This is a genomic window from Brevibacillus panacihumi W25, from assembly GCF_000503775.1.
In the GTDB taxonomy this organism is placed as follows: Bacteria; Bacillota; Bacilli; order Brevibacillales; family Brevibacillaceae; genus Brevibacillus; species Brevibacillus panacihumi_A.
Genome location: NZ_KI629786.1, coordinates 221,685 through 234,485 on the forward strand (window position 1 = coordinate 221,685; position 12,801 = coordinate 234,485).

16 protein-coding genes are annotated in these 12,801 nt (G+C 51.9%); all 16 read right to left on the reverse strand.

Annotated features, from left to right (window positions below; genetic code table 11):
- Positions 1-16 precede the first annotated feature (16 nt).
- Positions 17-889 carry an Hsp33 family molecular chaperone HslO gene (gene hslO, locus T458_RS50650; protein ID WP_023558817.1) on the reverse strand — a complete coding sequence of 291 codons (873 nt, stop codon included), beginning with the start codon at positions 887-889 and terminating at the stop codon, positions 17-19.
- A 183-nt stretch (positions 890-1,072) separates the two neighbouring features.
- The gene (locus T458_RS50655) at positions 1,073-2,017 is read right to left on the reverse strand and encodes a sigma-70 family RNA polymerase sigma factor (RefSeq protein ID WP_023558819.1); all 945 of its coding nucleotides are present in this window, start codon (positions 2,015-2,017) and stop codon (positions 1,073-1,075) included.
- Positions 2,018-2,264: 247 nt separating this feature from the next.
- Positions 2,265-3,224, reverse strand: coding sequence for an ABC transporter ATP-binding protein (locus T458_RS50660; RefSeq protein WP_023558821.1), 960 nt, complete (start codon positions 3,222-3,224; stop codon positions 2,265-2,267).
- Positions 3,225-3,242: 18 nt separating this feature from the next.
- The gene (locus T458_RS50665) at positions 3,243-4,172 is read right to left on the reverse strand and encodes a C40 family peptidase (protein WP_023558823.1); all 930 of its coding nucleotides are present in this window, start codon (positions 4,170-4,172) and stop codon (positions 3,243-3,245) included.
- Positions 4,169-5,269, reverse strand: coding sequence for a mandelate racemase/muconate lactonizing enzyme family protein (locus T458_RS50670; protein WP_023558825.1), 1,101 nt, complete (start codon positions 5,267-5,269; stop codon positions 4,169-4,171). Before T458_RS50670 ends, T458_RS50665 begins: the two co-directional genes overlap by 4 nt.
- A gap of 115 nt (positions 5,270-5,384) precedes the next feature.
- Entirely contained in the window at positions 5,385-7,043 is a 1,659-nt protein-coding gene (locus T458_RS50675) for a peptide ABC transporter substrate-binding protein (RefSeq protein WP_023558826.1), read from the reverse strand.
- 90 nt (positions 7,044-7,133) lie between these two features.
- The gene (locus tag T458_RS50680) at positions 7,134-8,150 is read right to left on the reverse strand and encodes an ABC transporter ATP-binding protein (protein WP_023558828.1); all 1,017 of its coding nucleotides are present in this window, start codon (positions 8,148-8,150) and stop codon (positions 7,134-7,136) included.
- 5 nt (positions 8,151-8,155) lie between these two features.
- On the reverse strand, positions 8,156-9,043 hold the full coding sequence (locus T458_RS50685; protein WP_427332127.1) for an ABC transporter permease: 888 nt from the start codon (positions 9,041-9,043) through the stop codon (positions 8,156-8,158).
- Between the two features lie 26 nt (positions 9,044-9,069).
- Positions 9,070-10,008, reverse strand: a complete 939-nt coding sequence (locus T458_RS50690) for an ABC transporter permease (RefSeq protein ID WP_023558832.1) — start codon at positions 10,006-10,008, stop codon at positions 9,070-9,072.
- Positions 10,009-10,147: 139 nt separating this feature from the next.
- Positions 10,148-10,492 carry a DUF3870 domain-containing protein gene (locus tag T458_RS50695; protein ID WP_023558834.1) on the reverse strand — a complete coding sequence of 115 codons (345 nt, stop codon included), beginning with the start codon at positions 10,490-10,492 and terminating at the stop codon, positions 10,148-10,150.
- 138 nt (positions 10,493-10,630) lie between these two features.
- Complete coding sequence (locus T458_RS50700) at positions 10,631-11,224, reverse strand: hypothetical protein (RefSeq protein ID WP_023558835.1); 594 nt, start codon at positions 11,222-11,224, stop codon at positions 10,631-10,633.
- A 25-nt stretch (positions 11,225-11,249) separates the two neighbouring features.
- Complete coding sequence (locus tag T458_RS50705) at positions 11,250-11,666, reverse strand: hypothetical protein (protein ID WP_023558837.1); 417 nt, start codon at positions 11,664-11,666, stop codon at positions 11,250-11,252.
- Entirely contained in the window at positions 11,666-11,818 is a 153-nt protein-coding gene (locus T458_RS57345; protein WP_023558839.1) for a hypothetical protein, read from the reverse strand. The genes T458_RS50705 and T458_RS57345 overlap by 1 nt, the downstream gene beginning before the upstream one ends.
- Positions 11,819-11,821: 3 nt before the next feature.
- Entirely contained in the window at positions 11,822-12,154 is a 333-nt protein-coding gene (locus tag T458_RS50710) for a hypothetical protein (protein WP_252989867.1), read from the reverse strand.
- 248 nt (positions 12,155-12,402) lie between these two features.
- On the reverse strand, positions 12,403-12,603 hold the full coding sequence (locus T458_RS50715; protein ID WP_023558845.1) for a hypothetical protein: 201 nt from the start codon (positions 12,601-12,603) through the stop codon (positions 12,403-12,405).
- Between the two features lie 51 nt (positions 12,604-12,654).
- Positions 12,655-12,801, reverse strand: coding sequence for a hypothetical protein (locus T458_RS57350; RefSeq protein ID WP_023558847.1), 147 nt, complete (start codon positions 12,799-12,801; stop codon positions 12,655-12,657).

Sequence of the window (12,801 nt, forward strand, 5' to 3'; positions counted from 1 at the left end):
CTTCGGAGTGCCGCGCCTACATGTGTCTCTTGATGTCCTCCAACGCGGACTTATCAAAATGATACCGTTCATTGCAAAAATGGCAGTGAACCTCTGCTTCTCCCTGCTCGGCAATCATGCTGTCCATCTCTTCTTTCCCCATGCTGATCAACGCTCTGATCACTTTTTGTTCGGAGCAGTCGCAGCGGAAGTGAATTTCAGTTCGGCTCAGGATTTTGGGCTCATCCAAAACCTTGGCCAGGATCTCTTCCGGTGACAGGCCTTCCCCGATCATGCGGGACACTTGCGGCAATTGAGACAGACGCTCCTCAATTTGCGCGACTACATCGTCCGGTGTGGCTGGCAGCAATTGCAGAATAAAGCCCCCTGCCGCCAAAACGGAGCGGTCTTCAGGATTGACCAAGACTCCTACCCCCACAGCGGATGGCGTCTGCTCGGACACCACGAAGTAGTAGGTAAAATCCTCGCCAATCTCCCCAGATACGATCGGAGAGCTTCCCTGGTACGGTTCCTTCAGTCCCAGGTCTTTTGTGACGTAGACGAAGCCGTCCGTTCCTACTGCCCGCTTCACATCGAGCTTGCCTTTCTCGTTCAGTTCAAAATGAACGTGGGGATTGGTCACGTAGGCGACTCCTTCTCCGTGAGCATTGGCTTCTGCGACGATTTGGCCAATCGGGCCTCCCCCTTTTATTTTGACGGAGAGGCTTTCATTTCCTTTTAGCATCGCCCCCATCATCAAAGTCGTCGTAAGAGTACGTCCCGCTGCTGCTGCCGCTGTATTCCACATGTCGTGGCGGCGGCGCATCTCTTCGACAATCCCTGTCGTACGTGCCGCAAACGCACGCACATGTCCTTTGAATCCGGTAGCTCGTATCATATAATCGCTCATTGTGCGATCCCCCTTGTCTCTTCATCAGTATCCTTCTGCTCTGCTTTATGCATTAACCAGTTTACCACATCACTCCATTTGCTACGCCACCTTCGACACTTTCTTCACCCCGGGAACCATCTGTTTTTTTCCATATAAAAAGTCCCCCGTGGTTAGCGAGGGACGAGCGTGTCCAATTCTGCCTTAGCTTAGATAATCTTTTAACACATGCGCTGCTTTTTGCGTACGCAAACGGTCTATCGTCGTGGCTTCGATCTGGCGGATGCGCTCGCGGGTCAGGCCGAACATCTTGCCCACTTCTTCAAGCGTATACACCTGGTCGTCATACAAGCCGTAACGCATGGCGATAATCTCCTGCGCCCGCGGATTGAGCCTCTCCAATGCTGCCTGCATTTGTACTCGCAGATCCACCTTTTCGATCCAATCATCGAGGGAGGATTCACCGTCATCGACAATTTCTGCATAGCTGAGCGTCTCTTCCTCCTGCTCAGCCAAATGCTGTGAGCCATCCAACTCATCATCGATGGACTCCAGCTTGAGCATCAGCGCATATTCGATCGTATCCACCTTCTCCAGCGGGATGTCCAGCATATGCGAAATTTCAAAACGATCCGGCATTCGATTGAGCAGATGAACCAAGCTAAGCACTTGTTTTTGATACTGTCGAATTTGTTCATGCATATGGACAGGGATACGGATCAGATTTCCCTTGTCATTAATCGCACGGGTAATTGCCTGGGAGATCCACCAGTGTGAGTAGTGGTACAGGCGAACGCCCCGACTGACATCAAATTTCTCGATCGCTGTAAATAAGCCGATCGTGCCTTCCTGGATCAGATCAAGGAATGGCATGCCTCTTCGCAAGTGGCGCAGCGCTGTATTCACGACGTAACGCAAATAGGCGCGGACCAGGGTCTCACGGGCTTCCAGGTCGCCTTTTTCTTGATAACGGATCAAACATGCTAACTCTTCGTCTTTGTCCAACATGGGTGTTGCAGCGACGCTTTCCAGAAACAATAAGACAGATGTATCGGACCGAAGTGATTTTGGCACGACGATGCCCAACTGTGACTCAACCTCCCGCCAGCGCCGGGGGGTAGTATGGAAAGAAGACGTACTCACGTTCATATGCAACCCTCATTTCTCTGGATTGAGATACATGATGAAGGCAGGCTTGATTTTTTTCATTTCTTTATATCCCATTATTTTCGACAAAAACAGGCTAATCCCTTCCATTTAACAGAATATTAACAGAACTCGCGTTATGAAACGGTTGGTAACGTTGCCATTTTCCATACAAAAAAGCCATCCCTCCAATCAGGGATAGCTCATGGAAAATTGTCGCATATTGTCGTAAACGGATGATTCCGCCAATCTACTGATAGATATGGCAGGCGACAAAATGATTTTTCTCTACTTCCTGCCATGCCGGTTTTTGTTGGGCGCACACTTCCTTGGCTACTGGACACCGGGTACGGAAGACACAACCGCTGGGAGGATCGATCGGGCTGGGCACATCCCCTTCGATAATCATCCGCTCGCGGCTCTTCTCCAGATCAGGGTCAGGTACCGGGATGGCCGACAGCAACGCCTGCGTGTATGGATGCAAAGGCTTCTCGTAAAGCTGCTCACTTTCCGTCATCTCCACCAGATTGCCCAGGTACATGACGCCGATCCGATCACTGATGTGTTTGACCATCGCCAAGTCGTGCGCAATAAACAAGTAGGTGAGCTTTTGCTCCCGCTGAAGATTTTTCATCAGATTGACGACCTGCGCCTGGACCGATACGTCCAAGGCCGAAATCGGCTCATCCGCAATAATGAAGCGCGGATTGACTGCCAAGGCACGTGCAATCCCGATCCGCTGCCGCTGACCGCCACTGAACTCGTGCGGAAAACGGTGGGCATGCTCCTTTTGCAAACCGACCATCTCCAACAGCTCGATGACGCGCTCGGCTCTTTCCTTTCCTTTATATAGGCCGTTTAGCGCCATGCCCTCGGAGATGATTTCCGAGATATTCATTCGCGGGTTCAACGAGGCGTACGGGTCCTGAAAAATCATCTGCATATTGCGGGTGAGTTTGCTTCGCTCCTGGCCGGACGCCTGATGGACGTTCAGCCCGTCGAAAATCACCTCGCCCGACGTCGGCTGATACAAACCGATAATCGTCCGTCCCGTCGTAGACTTGCCGCAGCCGGACTCGCCCACTAGCCCAAGCGTCTCTCCTTCGTAAATCTCGAAAGAAACCTGGTCTGCCGCCTTGAGTGACATTCCTTTTCCCAGATGGAAGGTTTTCGTCAGGTTTTTTACTTGTACAAGTGGCTTTTTCTGCATGGGTCACTCCCCCAGTCGTCAATCCTGCCAGTAACGTCGCGAAATCGAATGCTCATGTTTCAATTTATAGCCAGACAATTGAACGATCTCAATGGCACCGCGGGAATCAGGCGAATGGATCATCTCCCCATTGCCCATGTAGATCCCGACATGATGGACGCGTCCTTTTCCTTCTTCATAGGCAAAAAACAACAAGTCTCCCGGCAGCAAATCTTCCTTCTCTACCTTCTGGCCCGCTGTTGCCTGGTCGGAGGCATCTCGCGGAATTTCAATTCCAACCGAGCGGTGCATGTTATAGGCAAAACCCGAGCAGTCATAGCCGTAGGAAGACATCCCGCCCCATAAATAGGGAAGCCCGAGGAACTGTTTCCCATGAGCCACAATAGCCTCCCCGGCATTTGCTGCCTGAATATCTTTGATTCGTTCCCCTGCCGCAACGATCTGGACATCCTCACGCCGCAAATAAGCATCTCCTAACGGCGTCGCTATCTTCACCCAGTCCGTTTCCTCCTGCAATAGCGGAAGACGAGTCAGATACGCGAGTTCAATCCCCGCTTGCCGCTGTGAATCGTACAAGCGTGCATGCGGCGCCGCAACGAGTACGGCAGATTGCCCTGATTGGATCGCATACGCGTCAGACCAAGCAGCCAACTGCGCGGTCGGAACCCAGCCCGGATAACCTCTTTCGTCTTTCTTGCTGGATTGGTCGGGTATCAGAATAGATGACCAATCTCCTCGCTCTTCCAGAACTTCCACACGCGTCCCGAACAACGCCTGAGTCTGTATCGCATTGCGATTGTAAAAGTCCAGTTTGTCTTCCACGGTCAGCGAGCCAAGCCAGCCGCGCAAATCGACAGGCGCTGTGAGGGCCGCTCGATCTGTGTCGACTGGAGACTCCGGCTTCGTCCAAACCGTCGCTACACTGACAGCCACGATTGCTGATTTCATCCCTGCTCTCCTTCCTCCCACAGGCTCACGGAGCGAATTCCCAAGCCTGGCGCTTGCGGCATCGTCATCTTTCGGCCCTCATAGATCACGCCGCCCTCGACGCCATCTCGCAACAGCATCAGCGGCGCATCAAAATCATAGCGCGTAATATTTCTTTTGCTGGCTGCAAAATGGGCAGCTGCCGAGACGGACAGGCGCGACTCCACCATGCTGCCAACCATGCAAGGAATCCCGTGCTCCTCTGCCATTTGGTTGATCAGCTGAGCCTTGAAAATGCCTCCCGCCTTCATCAGCTTGATGTTGATCATATCGGCTGCCCGGTTGCGCAATACCTCCAATGCTTGAGCCGGGGAAAAGACACTCTCATCCGCCATGATTGGAGTATCGACAGCATCTGTTACCCGTTTCAAGCCCTCAAGATCATGAGCCTTTACGGGTTGCTCGACCAGTTCGATACCCAGTCCCATGTCCTCCATCTTGCGGATCGAAACAATCGCTTCTTTGACATTCCAGCCCTGGTTAGCGTCGAGACGAATCTTCACTTGATTGCCTACCGTTTTTCGAATCTGTTGAATCCGAACGATATCTTCCTCGATGTCGTCCTTCCCTACCTTGATTTTCAGGACATGAAAACCATCCTTCAGATAGGCAGCGGCATCTTCTCCCATTTCTTCAGGGCTGTTGACGCTAACGGTATAATTCGTCTCCAACTCATCCCGGTACCCTCCGAGAAGCTGGTAGAGAGGCAGATTGGCTCGCTGGGCAAGCAAATCGTACAAGGCGATGTCTACTGCGGCTTTCGCGCTGCTGTTGCCTACCATCGACTGGTGCAGGGTATGAAAAACATGCTCATGCGCCAGCAGATTGAGACCGACCAGTTGTGGTTTGATCGTTTGCAGGATTGCAGCTTCAATGCTTTGTATGCTGTCACCGGTAATGACGACGGTCGCGGATGCTTCTCCCCACCCTACCATGCCGTTGTCGCAGGTGATTTTTACCAAAACGGAATAAAGATGGTCGACGGTACGCAACGCTGTCTTAAAGGGCTTTTTCAATGGAACCGCGATGCGTCTTGCTTCGATATTTTGGATAATCATAATTTCCTCCATGTGTCTAAGTTGGCTGTCCTGTAAATAATAGCATTATTGAAAAAGTTCGTAAAAAGGGAGAGCCATTCGCCAAATGGGAATGACGTCTCCCAGCCAACTTACGTTACTTGACCACTACTTTTCTCAAATCCGTGTAGCTGAGGGAGGAGCTTTGAATACCGCTGACCTTTTCGCTTTGCAGCAGGGACGTATTGTAGAAGAAGAGTGGAGCGATCGGCGCTTCATCCATCAGCATCTTCTCCGCGTCATGCAGCATTTGGAAACGCTTGGCATCATCTGCTTCGAGGTATGTCGCCTGAATCAGCTTGTCGTACTCTGCGTTTTTCCAGCCAGTGCGGTTATTTGGGCTCTCCGAGCGGAAGTTATCCAGGAAGTTGATCGGATCACCGAAGTCAGGCAACCAGGAAGAACGTGCGATCTGGTACTGCAGCTGCTTGGTCATGTCGGTCAGCACCTGGCCTTCTACCTTCTGCAGCTTGATGTCGACTCCCAGGTTTTGCTTGAACATCTCTTGAACAGCCAATGCTGTTTTTTCCGGGTTTGTACCGCTGCGATACGTAAGTGTGATTTCTGGCAAAGTGGTGTAGCCTTTTTCCTTCATGCCTTGCTCCAGCAGTTTTTTCGCTTCGGCTGGATCAAATTTGACCAGATCGCCGCCTACTTCACGGAATTCTCCAGTGGAGTTGGCATCAGGCATGCCATACGATACGAAGGCGGTTCCCGGTCTTTGCTTGCGCATCAGCACCATATCCACCAAGGTTTGACGGTCAATCGCCATGCTGAACGCCTTGCGGATATTGGCGTTGTCGAACGGCTCTTTGGTTACGTTGAAACGGTAAAACTCCGTTCCTGCACCATCGCGAACATATACTTTCCCTTCACTGAAAAGCTGATCTGCCAGGTCAGCAGGTACTGATGTAGTTCTGTGCAGCTCTTCGTTTTGGTACATCTGGTATTCCGTATTCGTATCATCGATCATCTTCCAGACAGCGCCTGCCAATGTCACATTTGCTGCATCCCAGTAGTTCTCGTTCTTCATGATTTTTACTTCGCTGTCATGTGCCCACTCTGTCAGCTTGAAAGGTCCGTTGCCCACGAAGGTAGCGGCTTCGTTTGCCCAGTTCGGGTCTTTTTCTACAGTCGCTTTATGAACCGGGAAGAATGCCGGGTTGGAGAGCATCAGCAAAGTCCAGGAAGCAGGCTGAGCCAGTTTGAATTCCAGTGTTTTGTCGTCGACCGCCTTTATTTGCACGTCATCGGCAGTACCTTTCCCGGTGTTGTACGCTTCTGCGCCCTCAATGATGTAGGCAAGCGGCGCAGCCTGGGAAGCGGTTTGCGGATCAAGCATGCGTTTCCAGGCGAATACAAAATCTTCGGCTTTGACAGGTTCGCCATTTGTCCATTTATTGTCGCGAAGGGTAAACGTGTACGTTTTTCCATCGTCCGATATCTTCCATTCAGTCGCTGCAGCAGGCTGCGGCTTTTGGTTCTCATCCAGTCGGGTCAACCCTTCCATCAGGTTGTTCAGAATGTTGTAGGATGGCTCATCAAAACCAACCGGAGGATCCAGGGAAGTCGGTTCCTTGATGTTGTTGAGCAGCAGCAGCTTGGCAGCTTGCTCGGTCGGTGTTGGCGCCGGCTCATTGGAATTGGCCGCTGGCGGCTGGGCATTGTTTGCAGGCGGTTCGCCCGATGAACAGCCCACGACGAGCATGGACACAGAAAGCGTGGCCGAAAACAGAAGTTTTGACCATTTTTTCACGAAAATTCCCCCTTGGATTTTTTATGTGGTAATCGGATGACGTCAAAGTCGACGTCCCCTGATCCCATCGAATGGAATGGACAAAATTGCTTACGTGCCAGTAGGCGATTGCTGTGCGGTCGTCAGCTTCTTGGCCCGCGGGTCCTGCAGCCAACAGGAGACGACATGCTTGCTGCCCAGCTGTGTTTCCTCGGGCTGGTGCGCGCGGCATACCTCCAGGGCATACTCACAGCGCGCCGCGAAGGCACAGCCGGCGGGTGGTGCGAAAAGGTCCGGCGGCGTGCCCGGAATCGGGCTGAGCGGAATGTTGCGATCCGCATCCAGACGCGGCATGGAAGAGAGAAGCCCTTTTGTATACGGATGCTGCGGATTGTAGAAAATTTCGCGCACAGGTCCTGACTCGACGACCTTGCCGGCATACATCACGTTCACCCGATCCGCAATCTTGGCGACCACTCCCAGATCGTGTGTGATCATGATGATCGAGACCCCCGTCTTGCGCTGGATGGTCTGAAACAGCTCGATAATCTGCGCTTGAATGGTGACGTCCAATGCGGTCGTCGGCTCATCCGCGATCAGGATGGCCGGCTTGCAGACCAACGCGATCGCAATCATGATCCGCTGCCTCATCCCTCCGCTGAACTGGTGCAGGTACTGCTTCAACCGGCTTTCCGGATTGGCGATGCCGACCAATTGCAGGATTTCAGTCGCCTGCCTCTTGGCTTCGCTTCTGGGGACCTTTTGATGGCGAATGATCCCTTCCATGATCTGCTCCCCGATCGATATGGTGGGATTGAGCGAGGTCATGGCATCCTGGAAGATCATCGAGATCTGCGAACCGCGCATCTCCCGCATTTCTTTTTCCGGCAGCTGCGCTAGGTCTTTTCCCTGAAACAGCATCTTGCCTCCGACAATTTTGCCGATATGTTCGGGGATCAGGCGCATGATGCTTTTGGCAGTCACGCTCTTGCCGCAGCCCGATTCACCCACGATCGCGATCGTCTCCCCCTTGTGCAGGGTAAAGCTTACGCCTCGAACGGCTTGAATGGGTCCCCCGTGCGTTTTGAACGCGACTTGAAGTCCGTCTACTTCCAGTAATTTTTCCACAGTCGCTACCTCCTTGTCTTCGGATCAAATGCGTCACGCAATCCGTCGCCAAGCACGTTGAACGCAAGCATTGTCATAGAGATGAAGAATGCAGGGAAAAAGAGACGCCACCAGTGACCCGACAAGATCGTGGGAAGACCGTCATTGGCCATCGTTCCCCAGCTCGCCATCGGCGCCTGAATGCCCAGTCCGAGAAAGCTGAGGAAAGCCTCCGCAAAAATAGCAGAAGGGACAGACAGCGTGACGTAGACGATAATGATCCCGATGGTATTGGGCAAAAGATGTTTGCGGACGATGTAGAACGGCTTGGCTCCCATGGTTTTGGCCGCCAGCACATACTCCGAGTTCTTCATCTGCAGCACCTGTCCGCGCACCGTACGCGCCATCCCGATCCACCCCGTCGCACTCAAGGCGACGATAATCGTCACTAATCCGGACCCCATCACAACCATGAGCAGGATGACGACCAAAAGATAGGGCAGACCGTACAAAATATCGACGAAGCGCATCATGATATTGTCGACACGCCCGCCAAGATAACCGGCGATTCCACCGTAAAGGACACCAATGAAAAAGTCGATCAGCGCCGCCATCAGTCCGACGAACAGGGAGATGCGCGCACCATGCCATACCCGTGTGAACACGTCCCGGCCAAAATCATCGGTGCCAAACCAATTTTCCGCAGAAGGCGGCTGGTTCTTCGTAATCATGGACTGCTTCGCGTAGTCATGCGGCGAGATGATGGGACCGGCAATCGCCATGACGCCAAGAATGATAATAATGACCAATCCTGCCAGTGCCAGCTTGTTGCCGCGCAGCCGCAGCCAAGCCTCCTGCCAATAGGTGAGCTGGGGTCGCACAATCGCTTCCGCACTCAGGTTGTCTTTGCGCATGGGGGTAAACAATTCGTCAGAAACGATCATCCTTCCCTCTCCTTTCCATGGAACTTAATACGCGGATCGATAATGCTGTACAGAACATCTACTACGAACATCATGAAGATCAGCAGGGTGCTGTAAAAGACGGTTGTCCCCATGATCACGGAATAGTCGCGGTTGTTGATGCCCGCCACAAAGTACTTGCCCATTCCCGGAATCGCAAAAATTTTCTCGATGACAAAGCTTCCGGTCAAAATATTGGCGATCAGCGCACCCAAGAGAGTGACGACTGGCAATATGGCATTGCGCAGCGCGTGCTTGAACACGATCGTGGCAGGCGACAAGCCTTTGGCGCGAGCCGTCTCGATGTATTCCGCCGTCAACACCTCCAGCATGTTGGTGCGGGTCAAGCGCGCGATAATCGCGATCGGGCTGAAGGCCAATGCCAGCGCAGGCAAGACCACATGCTGCCACGTTCCCCAGGTGGCCGTGGGAAACAGCTTCCATTCTACAGCCAGGTATTTGATCAACAGGGAGGCCAACACGAAGCTGGGAACCGAGATCCCGATCACCGCAATCACCATCGCGACATAATCAATCAGGCGATTATGCCGCAGCGCCGCTACCACGCCGAGCGCGATCCCGGTCACTATGGCGAAGAGGATCGCGACAAGTCCCAATTGAAAGGAGACGGGAAACCCGCGAGCGATAATTTTGTTGACCGAATCCGAGCTGTTGGCGATGGAAGGGCCCAAATCGAATTTGACCAGATTTTGCAGGTAAAGCCCGTACTGCACAATCAGCGGCTTATCCAGATTGTAGAAGGCATTCAGGTTGGCAGCTACGGCGTCCGGCAGGCCCTTGCCTTCCTTCTCAAAAGGATTGCCGGGCGCTGCATGCATGAGGAAAAAGGTAAGCGTGATGATCAGCCACAACGTCACGATCATGGAGACAAATCGGCGCAAGATAAAAGATAACAAGGACGCTCCTCCTTCTGAGATGTAGATTGTAAGCAGGTGAATATAACAAAAAACCCAGCAAATGCGATGAATCAGGGCATTTGCTGGGTTTTACTTACGTGTATGCCGTGCATACGGATAAATAAAGCAGCGGTCAGGATTATTCGGTTGGGTTGAGCTGCTTTTCACGAAAGGCAATCGCCTGTTTGTACTTCTTGTGGGCGTCTTTAAAAGCAGCAATCAAGGTTTTTTGGGACGAGCCAAAATAGCGATACCGAATCTCGTCTCCTACTTTGTCCAAATCCAGGATCGAATGACCTACAAAAAGAGAGCGGGTAAAATCAGAAGTGAGCTGGATCGTAGAGGAACATGAGGCTTCTACGATCTTGTGATTGCTGGTGTCTACAACCAAGCCGATAAAGAACGCGCTAAACTGCTGCGTAATCGGATTGTTGGACGAAGATTGGGCATCCCCTACGATGTAAACCGTATCTTTATCAAACACCAAAAGGTCAACCTCGCTTTAACCGGGCCTCGGGCTCATCCATGCGAGACGTTCGGAACGCTACTTCCTCACAATCGCGGATGACAAGGCGCTTTCCTTTATATTAGCAGAAATATCTCAATTTTGTAAACAAATATACTAACGTTTTACTTCTTCCACACTCACGACCGGGAAGGCATGCCCAGGCAGCGTGGAGAGGAAGGGGCGTTCATCGACGTAAGCAACCACGACATGCGAGGGGCCAACCATCGTTTTGGGTGCCAGTTGCAAAACCTCTCCCTGCTTGGTGGTCACAAGGATGCGCAGACGTCCTCCGTCTGGATTTCGCGCACCCGGGTTGATTCTTTCCACAGCAAGTGCCGAGCCGTCATAGCGCAGATGCAGCTCCCAATCCTGCCTCCAAGAACGAAAATCAATGTAGTGTCGGACAAAGGGAATCGGATCCGTCGTGACACTATTGGCGGCAGGAATGAAAGAAGCAGCCTCCATTAAGTAACTGCCGTTCTCCCGCATGCGTTCCGCAAAGCGAATCAGCGCCTCCTCCTCTATCAAATCAATAACCCCTTCCGTCTTGAGCACAGGGTCTACCGCAAAGCTGGCGTGGTGATTGGCAAGCTCCAACAGGGTCTTAACCTCTTGTTTCTTTTGCATAGCCAAGTCCGTATCCACCACAAATAACCCGATCAAGAGAAAGAAGAGCAATGTAGAAATAGACAAGAGATTGATGCCCATAACCTTCTCCCCTCCTCAAAAACAGTCATAGATCGTAATCCATGACGTTGATCGTCCCCTGCCTGCTCACGGCCAGGGTTCGCGATGAGGTCGGCAGGAGGTTGGTAAAACGCGGATACGGAATTTCCAGGCGCAGCATAAATTCATCCTCGTGGCTCCACATGGCAGGGTCAGCTGACTGCGTACGGACAATACTGACAGCAACATCCTGCTCAGTCAGGGAGAACTGTTTTTCCCTCAGCTCTCTGGAGATGACTCTCTTAACCTGCTGTTGGACCACGGCATCGTTAACACCGCCGTGATTGCTTACATATTTGGCTGCAGCGGCGCTTATCTCCAATAGTTCGTTGTGAGCCTGAATCACCGTGTGCACTTGCAACAAACCCAATGGGACCAACAGCAGCACCATAACATTGAGAATGACCGCAATAAGCTGTCCCATCAGCCTGTACCAAACCGGGTGACTTGCGTAAGCAGTTTGCCAAAAAACTGTGTGCCAGATGACATCAGATTATCTGGTCCGGTCAATAACAGATGAACTGTCAAAGGCAGGACCAAAACCATTAAGGCCAGGATGGCGATCATTTTACTCATCACTTACCACTCCGGATCAAAGTATTCGGAAGGGCGGCTTCCCGCAAACGAAAACAAAACTTCTCCCTGTACGAAGCGATGCATCCACTGTGAAAGGCGGGATGGGTGAATACGCAGGACAAGCGTCACCTCTTCTTGCCTTTCCTTGCGAGCCCGCTCACCGGGAGTGCGGGGACGGCTTCCGTCAAATACGTCACCCGACACATCCCAGCCAAGCTCCTCCATTTTCTGTACATAATACGCCGCCAAATCAGGCTCCAAATAGCCAATATCCTGCATGTCGTCAAGGACATCTGCATAAATGGCTCTGGCGACGGAGCGTTCCATTGCATACATGTGATACGCCCCCATCCCGGAGAAAATGAGCAGGAGAACGGTGAATGAGATCAGGAATACTTTTGCTTTAACCATCGCTTCAGGAATTCGGTCCTTTCCTTAACATTAATGAAAGATGATTGTCGCCGCACGATACACCCTCTCCTCTTGAGTCTGACGAAATTGAGCTTCCGGTTCAGCCATCCATAGAGAGGAACACAAACTGCCGACCATGATTACGATGACGAGAAAAACATGGACGTGCAGCATCAGTTGGAGGTATACGGCGAGCCGTTTTGCATCCGGAATTGTATGTTTTCATTGCTGGTGTCGTAATTGAGAGAAGTAACGGAACGATTGATGCGATCAGCCGAGTCATTTGCCGCCGGGCTTAATTCATTGCCGTAGCTGCTGACGCCAATTCCCAATACCATGACGCAGGCCAGAAAGATAAAAAACATTTTAGACATGTAGATACACTCCCTTTGGATTCATTGATTTGATAATGAAATGCTTGTTACCTAGGGGATTGCTTGGTCAATCCAGGAAACGGCGCGATCACGCAATCCTCCTTCTCCGACAACTGAACTGTTTACCTCCGACATGCTGGATACGATAATGCCAAGCGTAATCACGAGGCACATCAATATCGAAAAAAGCTTTGTCAT